Below are 19328 nucleotides of genomic sequence, written 5' to 3' on the forward strand. Positions count from 1 at the left end.
TTAGATGTCTAGTACTTGAGGTTGTTGAGCAACATGGTTGTGCTCAGCGCCAGCGTAAACTTTCAGCTTACGGTACATAGCACGGCCAAGAGGACCACGTGGTAGCATACCTTTAACTGCTAGCTCAAGAGCCATCTCTGGCTTGCGATCAATTAGCTTCTCGAAGCTGATTGATTTTAGGCCGCCAGGGAATTCAGTGTGACGGTAGTAAATCTTACCTTTTGCTTTGTTACCAGTTACAGTAACTTTCTCCGCGTTAACAACGATGATGTAATCACCAGTGTCACAGTGTGGAGTGTATTCAGCTTTGTGTTTGCCACGTAGGCGAGATGCAATTTCACTTGCTAGACGGCCAAGAGTTTTACCTTCAGCGTCTACAACGTACCAGTCGCGTTTTACAGTTTCTGGTTTAGCAACGAAAGTTTTCATGCTAATAATAACCCGTTCAATAATTAAATTTACACTTAAGGAGCTTTCGCTCCCACTGACTAAGAGTCCAGTTAACACCCCTTCGAGTGATTGGCACTCTCGACCCGCTATGTCGAAATACCTTCGATAATAAGGTCTGCAGTAACGGTGGGTCGCAGGATTATAGAGAAGTCAGTAGAAAAAATCACCTCTTTTCGTGTGAAAACTTCATTTTTTTTCAATTATGCACACTTCGCTCTAACCAGCTATGCTAAATGCTCTTTGGCCAAGTAATCATGGCTTTGCATTTCTATCAAACGCGACTGACAGCGCTTAAATTCAAACTCAAGCTGACCACCTGCATAAAGTGCTTCCAGCGGTACTTCCGCAGAGATAATCAGTTTGACATGACGCTCATAGAATTCATCGACTAATGCAATGAAACGTCTTGCTGCATCATCTATCGTTCGATCCATCTGCTGTACATCCGCCAACAATACGGTGTGATAAATTCTCGACATCTCAATATAGTCATTTTGGCTTCGTGCAGAACGACACAACTGTTCAAAACTGGCATGCAAGACATCTTCTGACGCTTGAATGACTTCTATATCACGGTGATTAATCTCGATGCTCATAACACCTTTCTTTCCCTCCCCCACCAACTGCTCGTAGTAATGTCTAAGGTTTTTGTCTGCTTGTTCATCAAGAGGCGAGTGATAGATCTCTGCTTGTTCTAGAGTTCGCAAGCGGTAATCAATACCACTATCAACGTTCAACACTCGACAGTTTTTCTGAATCAGTTCAATAGCAGGAAGAAAACGAGCGCGCTGTAAGCCATTACGATACAAATCTTCTGGTGGGATGTTTGAGGTTGCAACCAAGATCACACCACGCTTAAACAAGGCTTGAAACAAGGTGCCTAGAATCATGGCATCAGTAATGTCTGAAACAAAAAACTCATCGAAGCAGATGATTTCCGCCTCAGCTTTAAATTTGTCGGCCACTAGTTCAAGTGGATCGTTGACATCCCCTAACGCATTTAGCTCATCGTGGACGCGATACATAAAGCGGTGAAAATGGACACGCATTTTCTTGTCCGTGGGTAGGGCATCAAAAAACGTATCAACCAAATAGGTTTTCCCACGCCCTACTCCTCCCCAAAAATAAAGGCCTTGCGGCGCTAGGGGTAACTCTGGCTCTTTTTTACTAAACCAAGCTTTCCATCCACTCGGCTTTTCTACTGGCGTGTTAACGTAGTCGATGAATTCATGGTAGAGATTATCTAAGGCTGTAACCGCTTGAAGCTGCGCGGCATCCTTTTGAAAACCATGTTGTTTTATATCGTTGTTATAGATTTCTAATGGCGTCATTGCTTCTTTACCTATTCAAGAAGACTGTCAAACTGCTATGTAGAGCACATGCATTTTTCTTTATTGGCTTAAGTTCTCATAGTACCATGTGATTTGAACATGTGTAACCAACCAGTAAAAAACATGTTAAATAACAATGATAAGGAGCAATTATGCCTTGGATTTATGCCCTTGTAGGCTTGCTTATTGGTACGGTATTGGGTATTGCAATTTCTCGCCTAACAACGCCTGGATACAAAAAGCAAAAGAGCGTCCAGAAAGACCTCGACAACGCCAAGTTCGAATTAGAGCAACAAAAACAAGACCTTGCAGATCATTTTGCGCAAACGGCGGAAATGTTAGACTCTGTGGGTAAAGAGTACACTAAGCTATATCAACATATGGCTAAAACGTCTTCTGAACTTTTACCTAACATCCCAGAGCAAGACAATCCATTTGTGAAAAAGGTTGTCCAGCAATCAGATGACAACACACTAGACAATGGTGAGCTTGATATTCAACTATTAAATGAAGCACCTAAAGATTATGCTTCAGGTTCCACTGGTCTATTAAAAGAGCAGAAGAAAGAAATTCTAGACTCTCAAGATGTGGTCTCAGCAAAAGCGTCGTAATTGAAAACTATCTTTGCTGAACTTTGCACAGGTTTTTGAGTCATAACTCCTACGAGTGACCATTGAATTCTGATTTTTAAGACAAATATCAGATCTAGGTCCTTAATCAACTAGGAGTTTCCGATGAAAAAACCTTTGCTTGCCCTAACAGTCCTGTCATTAAGCCTAAGTTCAATCATCACACCAATGCAGGCTACTGCCGCTTTACCTTTTACGGTTGATGGCGAACAGTTACCAAGCCTAGCTCCAATGCTAGAGAAAGTGACCCCTGCGGTGGTCAGTATCTCTGTTGAAGGAACGCAAGTTTCAAAACAGCAAATCCCCGAACAGTTCCGCTTTTTCTTTGGTCCTGATTTTCCAACCGAACAACTTCAAGAGCGTCCATTCAGAGGCTTGGGCTCTGGTGTTGTGGTTGATGCCAAGCAAGGCCATATTGTGACTAACTATCACGTTATCAATGGCGCGGAAAAAATCCGCGTTAAGTTGCGTGACGGTCGTGAATACGATGCCGAGCTGATAGGCGGCGACCAAATGTCTGATGTAGCGTTACTCAAACTGGAGGAAGCGAAGAACCTGACCGAAATAAAAATTGCTGATTCAGATAAGTTACGCGTCGGTGACTTCACTGTTGCCATTGGTAACCCATTCGGGCTCGGGCAAACCGTCACCTCTGGTATCGTTTCTGCTCTGGGGCGTAGTGGACTAAATATTGAAAACTTCGAAAACTTTATTCAAACCGATGCTGCCATCAACAGTGGTAACTCGGGCGGTGCGCTAGTAAACCTAAATGGTGAACTGATAGGTATCAATACAGCAATTCTAGGGCCAAATGGCGGTAATGTTGGTATCGGCTTCGCGATTCCCTCCAACATGATGAAGAACTTAACCGCCCAAATTCTTGAGTTTGGCGAAGTAAAACGCGGCATGCTTGGTGTACAGGGCGGCGAGATCACCTCGGAACTTGCAGAAGCGCTTGGGTATGAATCGAGTAAAGGCGCCTTTGTTAGCCAAGTAGTTCCAGACAGTGCCGCAGATAAGGCAGGCTTAGAAGCAGGAGATGTGATTGTCTCAATTGGTGGTAAATCAATTCATTCATTTAGTGAGCTGCGCGCAAAGGTCGCGACGCTAGGTGCTGGAAAAGAGATTACGTTAGGTGTTGTCCGTGACGGTAAGAAGAAATCATTCGACGTCACGCTAGGTGAACAAACAAATGTCAAAACCACTGCTGACAAGTTACATGAAGGTCTATCAGGTGCTCAGTTAACAAACACGAATGCGAGCGATCAAGTACAAGGCGTAAAAGTGACATCGGTTGAGAAAGGTTCAAATGCCGAGGCTTACCAGTTGCAACCAGATGACATCATCATAGGTGTTAACCGTCAACGAGTGAAAAACCTCGCTGAGTTTAGAAAAGTGGTTGAGAAACAATCTGGAGTACTGGCACTTAACATTCAGCGCGGCGAACGCAGTATTTACCTTGTCATTCGATAAAGGTAATTTATAAAAACGCGATATCGGCTTGAAAGGACAGCGGTTACTGCCGCTGTCCTTTTATTATTTTCTCATCTAGTGCTATTCTTCACCAACTTATCCATTTTATGCTCATAAAGAGGAAAGCATGCTGCAATTTTTGTTGCGCTCTATTGGCTTAGGCCTAGCAACGGCTGCTCTGTTATTAATCGCTGTACCGTCTCTGCGGTCGAATATAATTCCTCAAACCAATCAATCTGCTGCGACTGACTACTCACAAGTTCAGGTGTCATTTAATCAAGCAGTGCGTAACGCAGCACCTGCTGTAGTGAATATCTACAGCCGTAAATACCAAGAAAGTGATCGTTCCAAACTACTGACGCAAGGGCTTGGTTCTGGTGTCATTGTCAGTGAGAAAGGCTACATCATCACCAACTACCATGTGGTTGCACAAGCAGATCAAATTATTGTTGCCCTGCAAGATGGTCGAATCGCTGCCGCGCAACTGGTCGGGAAAGACCGCAGAACCGACATTGCTATCCTAAGAGTTGAAGACGAAAACTTACCCGTGATTCCACTTAATCCTGAGTATTCTCCGAAAGTTGGTGACATAGTGCTTGCGATTGGCAACCCTTATAACCTTGGGCAAACAACCACTTTCGGTATTATCTCAGCAACAGGGCGCTCGTCGATCAGCGCTGATGGTCATCAGGCGTTTATCCAAACTGATGCTGCGATCAATGAAGGTAATTCAGGTGGTGCTTTGGTCAATACTCGTGGCGAGCTAGTCGGTATCAATACAGCATCATTTCAACAGGCAACCGAACTAGAAACTTACGGCATATCTTTCGCCATCCCATACGCACTAGCCGATAAGATTATGCAAAAAATCATTGCCGATGGGCGTGTGATTCGTGGCTACATCGGTATCGATGGGCAAGACATTAACTCTGTCACCTCTCGACTGCTGGGTAACAAACACCTTGGTGGTATCGTAGTATTAGGTATCGACCCGAATGGTCCCGCCGCTGATGCTGGGTTTGAAGCTCAAGATATCATCCTGAAAATTGATGGTCAGAAGGTCAATGGACGTCAAAGCGTGATGGATATTGTTACCGAGCTAAGGCCTGGTTCAAAGATCAACGTGCTGATCTTACGTAAAGGGGTAGAGAAAACCCTAGAAGTCACGATTGAAGAAGACAGCCGCGAATAACAGGGCTCAATTTCACCACAGTAAAAACCCATGCTATGCATGGGTTTTTTATAACTATTCTGAAGTGTCACTATCTGGCACTGCACCAGATTCGACTTCAATGCGAGTCACGCGTTGCAAACCTCTTGGTAACAAACCACCTCGACGTCCACGTTCTCCGCGGAAGTTCTCTAAGTCAGCAGGCTTAAGACCAAGCTTACGTTTACCTGCGTATAAAGTAACAGAAACTCCTTGAGGCAGGGCAATCAAGTGAGAAACCAGTTCTTCACGTTCTTTCGCTTTCGCCGCCGGAATATTGATAATCTTATTACCCTTACCTTTACCTAACTGAGGCAAGTCTTTGATTGGGAATAACAGCATGCGCCCCTGGTTAGTGATCGCTAGGATCTCATCCGCGTCTAGATTACCGACAGTTTGCGGTGCAAGAACTTCAGAGTTTTGCGGTAGCGTCACTAAGGCTTTACCACTGCGGTTCTTCGACAAGAGATCACTTCCCTTACATACGAAACCATAGCCTGCATCAGAACCGACTAACCACAACTGCTCTTCTTCCCCCATCACGACATGACGAATATTGGTCCCGGCACTAATATTCAAGCGCCCAGTAATAGGCTCACCTTGGCTTCGCGCTGACGGTAATGAGTGCGACTCTAATGAGTAGCTACGGCCATCACTTCCAAGGAACACGGCTTGCTGGTTGCTCTTACCACGAGCATGAGCAAGGTAGTTATCACCCGACTTGTAGTTTAACCCGTCAGCCTCAACCTCATGCCCTTTGGCATGACGAATCCAGCCTTTCTCAGAAAGAACTACAGTAATTGGTTCACTAGGAACAAGATCTCGCTCAGTTAGCGCTTTAGCTTCTGCACGTTCAACCATAGGTGAACGGCGATCATCTCCGTACTTGTCAGCATCGGCTTTGATCTCTTTCTTCAGTAGCGTATTTAGACGACGTTCAGAGCCTAGCAGTTGTTCTAGCTTTTCACGCTCTTTTTCTAGCTCTTCTTGCTCACCGCGAATCTTCATCTCTTCAAGTTTCGCAAGGTGACGTAATTTGGTGTCTAGGATCGCATCAGCCTGAATATCCGTAATCCCAAAGCGCTCCATTAGCACCGCTTTGGGATCATCTTCGGTACGGATTATCTCAATCACTTCGTCAAGGTTGAGGTATGCAATCAACAAACCTTCCAAGATGTGCAAGCGAGCCATTACCTTGTCTAAACGGTGTTGTAGACGGCGGCGTACTGTGGAACGACGGAATTCAATCCATTCAGATAGGATTTGTACTAACCCTTTCACCTGAGGACGGTTGTCCAGCCCAATCATGTTTAGGTTTACACGAAAGTTCTTTTCAAGATCCGTAGAAGCAAACAGGTGATTCATTAGCTGGTCGCAATCAACACGATTCGAGCGTGGAACAACCACGATACGTGTTGGATTTTCGTGATCCGATTCATCACGTAGATCGTCAACCATAGGCAGCTTTTTAGCGCGCATCTGGTTAGCGATTTGCTCAAGAAGCTTAGCGCCTGACACTTGATGAGGTAGCGCTGTAATTACGATCTCTGAACCTTCTTTATGCCATACTGCGCGCATTTTGATGCTACCACGCCCAGTACGGTAAATCTTTTCTAGCTCCGCTTTAGGTGAAATGATCTCTGCTTCAGTTGGGTAGTCAGGCCCTTGAACAAAGTTCATCACGTCGGCAAGTTCAGACTTAGGATTATCGATTAAATGAATCGTTGCTTCCGCTACTTCACGTACGTTGTGAGGCGGAATATCGGTTGCCATACCCACCGCAATGCCCGTCACACCGTTCAGTAGAATGTGTGGTAATCGCGCTGGCAACATTTGCGGTTCTTTCATCGTTCCGTCAAAGTTAGGCTGCCACTCAACCGTGCCCTGGCCTAACTCACCAAGCAGAACTTCAGCAAATTTAGATAGCTTCGCTTCGGTATAGCGCATCGCCGCGAACGATTTAGGGTCATCTGGAGCACCCCAGTTACCCTGACCATCAACCAGTGGATAACGGTAAGAGAAAGGTTGCGCCATCAGCACCATAGCTTCGTAACAGGCAGAGTCACCGTGTGGGTGATATTTACCTAACACGTCACCAACAGTACGAGCAGATTTTTTGTATTTTGCTGCTGCCGAGAGACCAAGCTCTGACATTGCATAGATGATACGTCGTTGAACCGGTTTTAAACCGTCACCAATATATGGCAACGCACGATCCATAATGACGTACATCGAGTAATTTAGATAAGCGTCTTCGGTGAACTTGCGCATTGGCAACTGTTCAACGCCATCATAAGTAATTTCTGTAGACATCCGTTAAACCTCTGCCATGTCGCCGTTGTTTTGCAACCAAGAGCGACGATCATCAGCACGTTTCTTACCAAGCAGCATATCCATCATTTCCATGGTAGCTTGGTTATCATCAATGGTTAGCTGCACTAAGCGACGAGTATTTGGATCCATCGTCGTTTCACGAAGTTGCAGCGGGTTCATCTCACCCAAACCTTTGAATCGCTGTACGTTGATTTTGGCTTTCTTCTTCGATAAGCGCTCTAGTACACCCTCTTTCTCGTCATCATCAAGGGCATAGAATACTTCCTTACCACAGTCGATACGATAAAGAGGAGGCATAGCCACATAAATATGTCCTGCTTCGACCAAAGAGCGAAAATGACGAGTAAAGAGCGCACAAAGTAGCGTTGCGATATGCAGACCATCCGAGTCGGCATCAGCAAGGATACAGATCTTACCGTAACGAAGGCCGTCTAGGTTTTCGCTATCAGGATCAATACCTAAAGCAACTGAGATATCGTGTACTTCTTGCGAAGCGAGCACTTGGTCTGGCGAGACTTCCCAAGTATTAAGGATCTTACCACGTAGCGGCATTACCGCTTGGAACTCACGGTCACGAGCCTGCTTGGCGGAACCACCCGCTGAGTCACCCTCGACAAAAAAGATTTCGGTACGATTTAGATCTTGTACCGAACAGTCTGTCAGCTTACCCGGTAATGCAGGGCCAGAAGCCACTTTCTTACGCACGACCTTTTTACTCGCACGCATACGGCGGTGAGCATTGGCGATACACACTTCAGCAAGTAGTTCTGCCAGTTGCGGTTTTTCGTTAAGCCACAGACTGAATGCATCTTTAACCACACCGGAAACAAAAGCAGCCGTTTGGCGAGAGGATAAACGTTCTTTAGTTTGACCGGCAAATTGCGGGTCTTGCATTTTGACCGACAAAACGTAAGAACAACGGTCGAAAACATCGTCACCGGTTAACTTCACACCACGTGGTAGCAGGTTACGGAATTCACAAAATTCGCGCATAGCATCAAGCAGACCTTGGCGTAGGCCATTCACGTGCGTACCGCCTTGAGCAGTCGGAATCAGGTTAACGTAGCTTTCGGTGATCATTTCACCGCCTTCTGGTTGCCAGATTACCGCCCAGTTAGCTGCTTCAGTTTCCGCAGAAAACTCACCGGTAAATGGTTCTTCTGGTAGAACGGTATAACCTTTTACACCCTCAGCTAGGTAGTCTTTTAAGCCATCTTCATACAGCCATTTATAGTCGTTACCATTCACTTTATCAGTAAAGGTAATTTCTAAGCCCGGACAAAGTACGGCTTTGGCACGTAAATTATTAACTAGGCGGGTTACCGAGAAGTTGGCTGAATCAAAGTACTTCGCTTCGGGCCAGAAATGAACGCTGGTGCCTTTGTTGCGGCGACCACATGTGCCAGTAACAGTTAAATCTGAGACTTTATCACCGTGTTCAAAGGCAATTTCGTACACTTGACCATCGCGACGAACCGTCACTTCCACACGTTTAGACAGGGCATTTACGACGGAAATGCCTACCCCGTGTAGACCACCTGAGAATTGATAGTTTTTATTCGAGAACTTACCACCTGCGTGAAGCTTACATAAAATAAGTTCAACACCAGAGACTTTCTCTTCTGGGTGGATGTCTACAGGCATACCACGACCATCATCGATCACTTCGAGTGATTGGTCCGCATGCAGAATTACTTGAACCTTTGAAGCGTGTCCGGCGAGCGCTTCATCGACACTGTTGTCGATGACTTCTTGGCCCAAATGGTTTGGGCGTGCTGTATCCGTATACATCCCAGGTCGGCGACGTACTGGCTCCAAACCATTAAGAACCTCAATGGCTCCAGCATTATATTGTTCAGTCATAATACGGAATATCGTTATAAAGAATAAAAAGGCTACTTGTTGGGTGAAATATAAGGCGTTGGCTCACAAAGTAAGCAATGACTGTTGGCAGTCATGCATGTGGCAATCATCTAATTGCGTCAAACCCACACAAGTACTGGTGAGACATAGTCTGGAACAGACCCAATTATGTCAAGAGAGATAACTAAGTAACAAGCAAAATTATGACTCTTCCCTCAATGAGAGTCAGAGTTGTAAGAATTCTATGATTTGAGCAGGATAGCGTTCGAAATCTATAAAGCTATGATCACCGCCCTGTTCAACGTTCTGTTTGGCCCCCGAAAAATGCTCTACCGCTTGCTTATAATCCAGTACTTCATCTTCAGTTTGTTGTAATAACCAAAAATCACTCGGCGTTTCAATATACGGCGTATCAAGTGCTCTTAGCTCCTCGATATGTTTTGCCTCTAACAGGTAGCGCTCTTTGGTATATGGATTTTCTTGCTCACCTAAATAGTCCACAAGCAGCTCATAGGGCTTCACTGCTGGGTTAACCACTACCGCTTTAAAACCAAACTGAGCATTGAGCCACATCGACATATAACCGCCCAAAGAGCTACCAACAAGTCCAATGGTGTAGTCATCTTTGTACTGATTAACAATATCTAACAACTGCTGCGCGGCTCGCTGCGGAAAACAGGGTAAGCGTGGCGTCACTAACTTGATATCTGGTCGCTTAGCTTGGCAATACTCCTTCATCACATTGGCTTTGTGAGACAAAGGTGAGCTGTTAAAACCATGAATATAGAGCAGTAGTGACGGTTTCATTTGGTTTCCTTAATAACCCGCTGAATTGAAGTCGGGCTGGAAGCAACCATACGGCAGGCGTTTGACTTGCGTTGTTAACTGACCATCGGCATGCAATTCTAACTCACGCCAGCCAGGAGACAATGTATCAAGCGCAAAGTCATCACTGTTTGGCTTAAATTGAACACAAGTTGAAGGCGTTGCCATGACTCGCACACCATTATAAAGAACATTCATATCTTGATGAACGTGGCCACAAAGTACCGCTTTAACATTTTGGTGTTTTTCAACCACATCCCAAAAGTGATTGGCATCTTTCAAGGCATGTTGATCTAACCAACGACTGCCGACTAAGAGCGGATGATGATGAAGCAGCACTAGAGTATGTCTTTCTGGGTATTGAGTAAGTTTTTCCTCAAGTAGGGCTAGCTGGTGATCACTTAATCGGCCATGGGGCACCCCTACCACTTGCGAGTCAAGGAGCACCATTTGCCACTGTTCACCAAGCAAAACGTGATCAATTTGCTTAATCTGGGTCGAGGGTAGTACCGATGTCATGCTAGGTTTGAAGTCGTGATTGCCCGGCAACCAAAAACAAGTTTTTTCTAGTGGCGCGATACCTTGCTCAAAACGCTGATAAGACTCAGCAGTGTGATCTTGCGAAATATCTCCGGTCGAGATAATGCTATCAAAGGGTTGATTTTCTTCAATGATCGCCGAAACAACAGCATGAAAACTGTCTAATGTATTAACGCTGAGCAAACTGCCATCGGCTGGCTCAAACAAATGAGTGTCAGTAATCTGGAGTAGCTTAATACTGTCGCTATCTGATGAACTTGACGTTACTTTCAAAACAAAAACCTAAATATTCAATGGAGTACGGCTAATACCCTGCTTTAAACAAAATGTCAGCCATTCGCCTAAAAAACGATTGAGTTGAACCTTTTCATCTTGTTGTAGCATCTTATCGTTTGGGTAATCATATCGGGCATTGACACGCTTTAGATGGTCACAACGAGACACTTCTGCTACGCGTGCATCGTGGTAGAGCCTGACAGACATTGTCGGTAATGGAAATACTGGAACGTCATCGCTTTGACAAATATCGACCAAAGTTGTGTACTTTGTGACTTCTACCACTTGAATTTGATAGGTCAAATAAGCAGCTTGATAACAGCGTACGTCGCCCACACTCGGTTGATTCGGCAACAAAGCGTTAAGCTTGGCGTAATTTGTTTCGTATGTTCGCATCAAATCAGCAAGATCAACATGATACGGTTTCTTTAGTGCTACTTGTGCCATTGTTCCTGTAGTTTTTTATGGTTTAACTCTAACCACTGCAAGGCAATGATAGAGGCACCATTTTCAAACTTTCCTTCTTCTACCCATTGATACGCTTGTCGGCGGGAAACAACGTGTACACGAATATCTTCCCCTTCATAGTCTAAACCATGAACGCCATACGCTGTACTCGCATCCACCTGACCAACAAAAACATCTAATTTTTCAGAGCAGCCTCCTGAAGACGGGTAATAAGAGGTTACTTTATCCAGTTCTCCTATTTCAATGCCCGCTTCTTCTACGGCTTCTCGCCTTACAACATCTTTGGCCTCTTCGCCTTTGTCTATCATGCCAGCGATGATTTCCAACTGCCATGGGCTGCGGTGCTCTAACGCACCAACACGAATTTGCTCAATAACAACAACCTGATCTCTAACAGGGTCATACGGTAACATTGCCGCTGCATGTCCACGCTCGAACATTTCACGCTCTATCGGTTCACTCCAACCGCCTTCAAACAATTTATGTTTGAAGCGATACTTAATCATTCTAAAAAAACCCTGAAACAGTGTTTCTTTTGAGATTATTTCCACATCTTGGGGAGTAAACTGCTGATGTTGGCTGTCAGACTGTTGCATTTGGCACCTCTGTGAGTGAATCTTATAGTTTACGCAGACAAAAGCTTAACTTCCAAGGACATGGCTCAACTTTTTGTACAATTTTTATAGTTTAAGTTAAATTGATGAATTATTTTTATTGCACAAGTGGATAATTAAGTGTAAAACTTTGCAAAGTTTTTGAGTGATTCGCAATCAATTGAGTTAAACTCTTGAAGACAAATATTTTTCGCATTTGGCAGGAATAGGAACTATGAAAAAACTGCTTCCACTATTTATCAGTGCAGCACTAGGCAGCTTAAGCACCAACGCTTTCGCTGATACTCTGACGGAAATCTACAATCAGGCAAAAGAGAATGATCCAACGCTACTTAGCGCTGCGGCAAAGCGTGATGAAGCCTTTGAAGCAGTGACTTCTAGTCGTGCAGCTCTATTGCCACAAATTAATTTAACTGCTGGTTACAACGTTACCCGCGGTGAAACTGAATTGAAGAACGCATCTAATACAGATAATGACAACGAAACACTATCTGCTGGGGTGACATTCTCTCAAGCTTTGTATGATCGTAGTAGCTGGATTACGCTAGATACAGCGGAAAAAAGTGCTCGTCAGAGCGATGCTTCTTATGCCGCGGCGCAACAAGCTCTCATTCTGCGCGTTTCAACTGCATACTTTGACGTACTGCGCGCGCAAGATAACCTAGTCTTTGTTCAAGCAGAAAAAGCCGCTGTTGGCCGTCAACTAGAGCAGACAAAACAGCGCTTTGAAGTTGGTCTATCTGCTATTACCGACGTACATGACGCGCAAGCTCAATACGATTCAGTATTAGCCGATGAAGTTTTAGCGCAAAACAGCCTAGTCAATAGCTACGAAGGTTTGCGTGAAATTACCGGCCAGGAGCACTCAAATCTAGATGTTCTTGATACGCAACGCTTCTCAGCTCAAAAGACTACTTCAGCTATTAATGAACTAGTAGATGAAGCACAAGAAAAAAACTTAAGTCTTCTATCAGCGCGCATTACTCAAGATATCGCAAAAGATAAAATTTCTAACGCAAGTTCTGGTCATCTACCGAAATTAAGTCTCGACGGTGGTTACAGCTATAGCGATGTATCAAATGCGACTTCTTCAGATCCAACCACGAATGATTTCAAAGTGGGCGTAAACCTAAACGTACCACTATACACTGGTGGTTCAACAACCTCGCTAACCAAACAAGCTGAGTTTAGCTATGTCTCTGCAAGCCAAGACCTAGAGAAAACTTACCGTAGCGTAGTCAAAGATGTTCGCGCGTTTAACAACAACATCAGCGCTTCTATTGGTGCCCTCCGCGCTTACGAACAAACTGTCGTCTCAGCACAATCGGCACTGGAAGCAACAGAAGCAGGCTTCGATGTGGGTACACGTACTATCGTTGATGTTCTAGATTCGACTCGCCGTCTGTACGATGCAAACAAAAACCTATCTAACGCACGTTACGATTACATCCTAAGCGTACTGCAGTTGCGCCAAGCAGTCGGTACACTAAGCGAGCAAGATGTTCTAGATGTGAATGCGGGTCTAAAGACAGCAAGCAACTAATCTAGCTTAATGAATAGAAAAAGGCTTGTTCCGATATGGAGCAAGCCTTTTTGTTTATCTGCTATTAGGTTGGAATCTAATAAACCATATCAATCTTGACGTTCTTCTCTACCAACCATTCCACTTGGCCGTTATTGTTAAGCATTAAAGCGACATTGACAGGCTTTGCTGCATCAATTGGAAACTGCCAGACAAATACGACTTCCCACTGGTTTTGATTGTGAGTACGCAGCTCTACTAGGTCGCCATCAATCTGCCAAGTTTCTTCACCTTGTTGGATCGAGATACTCTCAACATCTAGCTCTGCCGGAAGGGCTTTGTCAGACTCAAGGTATAAAGCACCGTGTAAGGTATTATCTTGCACTTCACCGATAGTTGGCATTTTATTCAGCCAAAGATTACTTTTCAGCGAAACTGTCACCTGTGAAATAATGACTTGATTATCTTGCTCCCACCCTACTGGCTCTGACGCACAACCAGCAAGCAGAGCGACACCGAGTGACATCAATGCTAATTTCTTCATATTTTAACCTCTGACGTTACGACTGCTGCCCTAACCATTCTTTAAGTATTTGAATATCATTTTCATACTCATTCTTCATTTCTTCAACCCAATCATCAATATTTTCCCACCAAGCTGGTAGATCTGGTGATTGCGCTTTCTGGGCGACACTTTGAATGTGCTTTAATCCGATAGAACCTGCCGCACCTTTAATCTTATGCGCTTCTGAAACAATACCTTCTTGATGTTTAGCAATCATATTGGAATCTAAAACCTGTAGATAGTCAGGCATCATTTCTTCAAACATAGTAATGCTGTCAAGGACGGGCTGAGAGCCCACAATGCCGACATAGGATTCAAGCATGTCTAGATCTAACAAACGTGAATAGATTTCTCCCCCTTCGACAGACATCTCCTCTTTCACCACTTCAGCAACCCTCTCAGTCACCGGCTGTTGAGTAAACTTGGCCAACACATCTTGTACAGCGGTAACCGAGAGCGGTTTACTGATTGCGTCATCCATCCCTTTATCAAGGTATTCTTGTTTATTTTTAAGCACGTTGGCGGTCAGGGCAACTAATGGTGGTAAGTCAGAGTAAGTACGTCTGAAATACTCTGCGACATCAAAACCTGTCATATCTGGCAATTGAATATCGAGGAACACAAGATCGTAGATTTCTGGGTCAAACATTTCCATAGCTTCCATCCCCGTCATCGCAACGGAAACTTCATGTCCCATACTCTCAAGTAAAGAGCGGGCAACGGTAATATTGAGCTCGATATCTTCGACCATAAAAATATTAAGTTCTTGGGAGTTACTGGTGGTCTCGACGGTTGACTGTTCACACTCAGCAAGAGGCACGCGAATCGTCACCGTAAACGTACTACCAAAGCCCTCTTCGCTAGAAACGGTAATATCACCATCCATCATGTTGATCAGCTGTTTTGAAACTGCAAGACCAATACCTGTACCAACAGCGTGAAGGTTGTCTTTACCCGATTTGACTTGATAATACATGGCAAAGATTTTATCCAACTCCGCTTCAGGAATACCAATCCCACTGTCTTCGACTTCCATGGTGATATGTGCGTATTCCTCATCTACCTCAGAGCTAACGGTCATTACTACCCCACCTTCTTTGGTAAATTTCATTGCATTGCTGATCAGATTCCATAGAACCTGACGCAGACGCGTGGCATCGACTTCAATAGCCGTTGGCAACTCGCTCAGCCGCTCTAAATCAAATCGGAGTCCTTTTTGCGACGCCATTAATGCCGAGATACTCTCCATCTCAGCGACAAATTCCTCGAAATTCAGCGCAGAGGGATAAAGCTCTAGCTTACGGCGATCAAACTTGTCCATATCGATGATGTCATTGAAAATATTCCCTAAAGTGATCGCACTGACATTTATGGTTTGCATATGGTTCCGCTGCTCAGACGTGAGCTGAGTATCTAGTAGCATTCGGCTTAAGCCAACAATGCCATTAAGCGGCGTTCGTAGTTCATGACTAATGGTAGATATAAAGGTGGTCTTATCGCGGCTCGCCTTTTCAAGCGACTCTTCGTGACGCTTCCGCTCGGTGATATCACGGCCAAAACCGACTAAACCTAAGTGGCGACCATCTTTGCTGTAAAAAGGCACTTTTCGCAATTCAAAGTAGTTGCGGCGACCATCTGGATACTCAAGCCACTGCTCATAGGTAAGCGCTTGGTTGTCTGAAAATACTTTCTGGTCAGTATCAACAATCTGCTGAGCAACTTCCTTACTGTAGACATCCCACGGCGTTAATCCGACCAATTGATTCTCTTTTTTTCCGGTTAACTCTTCCATAGCTCGGTTACACCCCGAGAAAACACCATCAGCGTTACGGTAATAAATAAGATCGGGTGAAGCATCAATAAATGAACGGAGTAACGCGGTTCTTTCAGCTAACTCGACTTGCGTTTTCTCACGTTGATAGACTTCATTTTCAAGATCTTTCATAGCCTCTTCACGGGCTTCTTGTGCCTTGATACGTTCCTCGATCTCTTGATTCAACTTAGCAATATTTTGTTGCAGCTTGTGATTTAGCTCTTGGTCTCGAGAACGCATATCTTTGAGTTTAGACACCAACTTAGACAATCTTTGGCGAGACTCTTCTAACTGGTCTACAACCACAGATAAAAAGTAGACCGCCCAAGGGGTTATAATAAGACCGAAGAAAACAGAACGAACGATATCAATATCATCAACATGTCCGCTTAAGACTAAGGTGATACCAACTTGGACTACAACAGCTAAAGCGACTAGGGCGAGAGCAAGGAGAATTGAAAAACGGAGGATGCCCAGCTTAACTAGCAAGTCGACATAGTATTGGGCAAGATTTTTAATCGGCTTCATTGACAGCTCCGAAAGGTAAAACAAAGCAACAGCAATCTAAACAAAGGCTTGCCTTGCATAGACAGGTCTAAGCCATACTACCTTTTTTCACCAATGACGGCGAAAATAATCCCGAGCAGTTGGAGGTTAATTTTCGGATGTGTGATGCACACAGGTTTGGTTTCGACCATTTGCTTTCGCTTGATATAAGGCACTGTCAGCCAAAGCGACAATAGAGTCACTAGGATCTAAACGTTGTGGAACAATAGAAACTAATCCAATACTCACGGTGACTAAATCAGAAGCGAGTGATGATTCGTGTTCGAGCGCCAGATTTTTCACCTCTTGATGGATTTTATCTGCGACAAGTAACGCACCTTCGATGGTGGTATTGGGCAGTATAAAACCAAATTCTTCGCCACCGTAGCGAGCAACACAGTCGCTCGAACGGCTGAGCACTCTTTTGAACACTTCCGCAACCTTAATCAAAGCATCATCACCACGTTGATGTCCATATAGATCGTTATAACCTTTGAAGTCATCAATATCACACAGCATAACCGTTAGCGGCTGCTGCTCACGGGTGTGCAAATACCATAAGGTTTCCAGTTGTTCATCAAAACGGCGACGGTTTGAAATTTGAGTCAGGCCGTCAATAAAACTCAACCGTTCTAACTCCTGGTTCGCTTCTTCTAGTTTCTGCTCAGCCAAATATCGCTCAGAAACATCACGCGCCATCACAAGCACGCCATTGGTCCCTGATGCTGGATCTCTGAATGGAGATTTCACCACATCATACCAAGTGTATTGCCCATTACTGCTTATAACACGGTCGATATAACGCAGTGACTTACCCTCATAGAGTACTTTTTTATCTGTTTCAGACAGGCGGGCATAAGTTTCATTTGGAATCACATCTTGCAATCGCTTGCCAATCAGCTCATCGACATCTGATATCCCTAACGCTTTAACAAAAGGTTGGTTACATGCTTGATAAACCATATTCTCATTGAAGATCCCAATAGAGTCAGGGCTAGACTCTAGGATATTTTGTAATATGGTATCTCTTTGTGCCAAAGCCACTTCAGTATCTTTACGTTTCTCCATTTCGTCACGTAGATTTTGCTGCATATCATGCCAGTCAGTCACATCATGGCTAATACCTAATGTGCCAATTTTTTCACCTTCTGGTGAGATCAAAACACTTTGGTAACTCTCTAGTAGACAACTTCTTCCTGCGGGGTTGGTCGTCCAGCTACGTTTACTCGCTCTCCCCTTAATCACGCTTTGGATATCTGCTGCCCCTTCCTCTTCCCTGTTATTCCAAAAACGTTGAAAAGCGCGATTACTTGAAATGATTTCGCCATAATTGTTTTTTATAAACACCAGCTCAGACAAGTTATCAAAAGCGCTTTTGATCATTGAAAGTGAATCGACTTCCTTCTTCAATTCAAGATCTGTGATTTGGTAGGGAGTGAAATAGAGTAACCAAACTGGGCGTCGGCGATAAGTAGTCTTTCGACCTGTGACATTTAACTTGATGACGCGACTTTCTGATATCGGCCAACTAAGTTTCTGTTCGGTAATTATGCCATCAGCCTTGGGAGACAAGATCGAAAGAATAAATTGAGGAGTCACTACTTCAGGTAACAGGTAACTTTTGCCAACCTTACGCACACCTAGAACTTGATTGGCTACGATATTAGCCAGCTTTAGTTCCCCCGTTTTACTATCGACTAAAAGCAGTGCAATGGGGGCTGTTCGCAGTAATTGCGTTAAATGAGTTTGGTGTCGGGTGTAAATAACAGCAACGGTAATGATCGAGAGCAAAATGACAACAAGATCAAATCCATGCCCGTGGGAGGTGTCCCACAACCAAACTAATACTTGTTCCATTCAGCTTCTCAAACCTATCTTTATTACACCTTTGTAAGTGTATAAAAGATATCAGCTTATTGCTCAATAATCAGCCTTTAATATTGGTTTTGTATATATAAATGACTGATTTGTTAATGAGCCCTGTGCACCTTCACGATTAAGTGTTCGACCTATTTCCGTCATAGCAAGCCAGCGATTCTCACACCAAAGTGGAGCAAGTAGTGTCGGCTTACGAGCTGCAGAAGAGACTCGATGGTAAACCACTTCTGGTGGCGTCATGCGAATCAGTTCACTCGCGATCGCAACATATCCCTCTAGATCAGGGGCGTTTAATTTGCCCGCTTTCCATGCCTTGGCCATGGTACTGCCTTCAACAATATGCAATCCATGCAGTTTGATGCCATCGGTCCCAACATCAAGCACCTTGCTTAAAGTCTCAGTATTGTCTTCTCGGGTCTCTTTGGGCAATCCTACGATAAGATGAGTACAGACCTTGATCCCCAGTGCACGAGCGCGCTTAGTGATCTCCGCGTAGCACTCAAAGTCATGACCGCGATTGATACGCTTAAGAGTGCGGTTGTTCGCCGTTTGCAATCCAAGTTCAAGCCAAATTTCGTAACCTTGCTCTACATAGCTTGACAGTAACTCTAAAACGGCATCTGGCACACAGTCAGGCCGAGTACCGACACAGAGACCAACAATGTCGGCTGTTTTAAGCGCTTCTTCGTACATATTCTTAAGCACCTGAACTTCGGCATATGTGCTGGTATAGGCTTGGAAGTATGCGAGATAACGCTTGGCACGATCAATCTCTCCTGCCCTGTCTGTCAGTTGGTCTTGGATGCTTTTGATCTGCGCCTCTTCGTCAGCAAAAGAAGCAACATTGCAAAACGTACAGCCACCTCGACCTATTGTGCCATCTCGATTAGGGCAGCTAAATCCACCATGAAGCGTTAGCTTATGGACTTTTTCACCGTAGCGACGTTGTAAATCTTGTCCGATGGTATTGACCAACTCATGAAGCTGCATT

The 19328-nt window shown here is 44.5% G+C and carries 16 protein-coding genes; 4 read left to right on the plus strand and 12 right to left on the minus strand.

Annotated features, from left to right (window positions below):
• Positions 1-429 (minus strand): 50S ribosomal protein L13, encoded by a 429-nt coding sequence (gene rplM, locus APB76_RS21105; protein WP_004744972.1) that lies wholly within the window; start codon positions 427-429, stop codon positions 1-3.
• Between the two features lie 245 nt (positions 430-674).
• Positions 675-1781, minus strand: a complete 1107-nt coding sequence (gene zapE / locus APB76_RS21110; RefSeq protein WP_049842899.1) for a cell division protein ZapE — start codon at positions 1779-1781, stop codon at positions 675-677.
• A gap of 152 nt (positions 1782-1933) precedes the next feature.
• Between zapE and zapG the strand changes: the two genes are divergently transcribed.
• The 3 genes from zapG to degS all read left to right on the plus strand — a co-directional run bounded on the left by zapG (position 1934) and on the right by degS (position 5075).
• On the plus strand, positions 1934-2392 hold the full coding sequence (gene zapG, locus APB76_RS21115; protein WP_049842900.1) for a Z-ring associated protein ZapG: 459 nt from the start codon (positions 1934-1936) through the stop codon (positions 2390-2392).
• A 123-nt stretch (positions 2393-2515) separates the two neighbouring features.
• A complete protein-coding gene (locus APB76_RS21120; RefSeq protein ID WP_049842901.1) occupies positions 2516-3883 on the plus strand; it encodes a DegQ family serine endoprotease in 1368 nt (455 codons plus the stop codon).
• A gap of 127 nt (positions 3884-4010) precedes the next feature.
• On the plus strand, positions 4011-5075 hold the full coding sequence (degS, locus tag APB76_RS21125) for an outer membrane-stress sensor serine endopeptidase DegS (protein WP_049842902.1): 1065 nt from the start codon (positions 4011-4013) through the stop codon (positions 5073-5075).
• Positions 5076-5129: 54 nt separating this feature from the next.
• Here degS and parC read toward each other — a convergent pair whose 3' ends face one another.
• The 6 genes from parC to nudF all read right to left on the minus strand — a co-directional run bounded on the left by parC (position 5130) and on the right by nudF (position 11995).
• The gene (gene parC / locus APB76_RS21130; RefSeq protein ID WP_054962021.1) at positions 5130-7406 is read right to left on the minus strand and encodes a DNA topoisomerase IV subunit A; all 2277 of its coding nucleotides are present in this window, start codon (positions 7404-7406) and stop codon (positions 5130-5132) included.
• 3 nt (positions 7407-7409) lie between these two features.
• Positions 7410-9290 carry a DNA topoisomerase IV subunit B gene (gene parE, locus APB76_RS21135; RefSeq protein WP_054962022.1) on the minus strand — a complete coding sequence of 627 codons (1881 nt, stop codon included), beginning with the start codon at positions 9288-9290 and terminating at the stop codon, positions 7410-7412.
• A gap of 225 nt (positions 9291-9515) precedes the next feature.
• Positions 9516-10097 carry an esterase YqiA gene (gene yqiA, locus APB76_RS21140; protein ID WP_049842905.1) on the minus strand — a complete coding sequence of 194 codons (582 nt, stop codon included), beginning with the start codon at positions 10095-10097 and terminating at the stop codon, positions 9516-9518.
• A 9-nt stretch (positions 10098-10106) separates the two neighbouring features.
• A complete protein-coding gene (gene cpdA, locus APB76_RS21145; RefSeq protein ID WP_049842906.1) occupies positions 10107-10928 on the minus strand; it encodes a 3',5'-cyclic-AMP phosphodiesterase in 822 nt (273 codons plus the stop codon).
• Between the two features lie 9 nt (positions 10929-10937).
• A complete protein-coding gene (locus APB76_RS21150) occupies positions 10938-11378 on the minus strand; it encodes a DUF1249 family protein (protein ID WP_049842907.1) in 441 nt (146 codons plus the stop codon).
• Positions 11366-11995, minus strand: a complete 630-nt coding sequence (gene nudF, locus APB76_RS21155) for an ADP-ribose diphosphatase (RefSeq protein WP_054962023.1) — start codon at positions 11993-11995, stop codon at positions 11366-11368. The genes APB76_RS21150 and nudF overlap by 13 nt, the downstream gene beginning before the upstream one ends.
• A 232-nt stretch (positions 11996-12227) precedes the next feature.
• Here nudF and tolC point away from each other — a divergent pair, with 232 nt between their 5' ends.
• Entirely contained in the window at positions 12228-13556 is a 1329-nt protein-coding gene (tolC, locus tag APB76_RS21160) for an outer membrane channel protein TolC (RefSeq protein ID WP_049842909.1), read from the plus strand.
• A 76-nt stretch (positions 13557-13632) separates the two neighbouring features.
• Here the strand turns inward: tolC and APB76_RS21165 are convergent, their stop codons facing one another.
• From APB76_RS21165 to APB76_RS21180, 4 genes are all read right to left on the minus strand, one after another.
• Positions 13633-14079, minus strand: a complete 447-nt coding sequence (locus tag APB76_RS21165) for a hypothetical protein (RefSeq protein WP_049842910.1) — start codon at positions 14077-14079, stop codon at positions 13633-13635.
• Between the two features lie 16 nt (positions 14080-14095).
• Entirely contained in the window at positions 14096-16441 is a 2346-nt protein-coding gene (gene arcB, locus APB76_RS21170) for an aerobic respiration two-component sensor histidine kinase ArcB (RefSeq protein WP_049842911.1), read from the minus strand.
• A gap of 126 nt (positions 16442-16567) precedes the next feature.
• Entirely contained in the window at positions 16568-18316 is a 1749-nt protein-coding gene (locus APB76_RS21175) for a sensor domain-containing diguanylate cyclase (RefSeq protein ID WP_054962024.1), read from the minus strand.
• Positions 18317-18379: 63 nt separating this feature from the next.
• Complete coding sequence (locus APB76_RS21180; protein WP_054962025.1) at positions 18380-19327, minus strand: TIGR01212 family radical SAM protein; 948 nt, start codon at positions 19325-19327, stop codon at positions 18380-18382.
• Position 19328 lies beyond the last annotated feature (1 nt).

The sequence above is a fragment of the Vibrio bivalvicida genome, assembly GCF_001399455.2.
Classification (GTDB): Bacteria; Pseudomonadota; Gammaproteobacteria; order Enterobacterales; family Vibrionaceae; genus Vibrio; species Vibrio bivalvicida.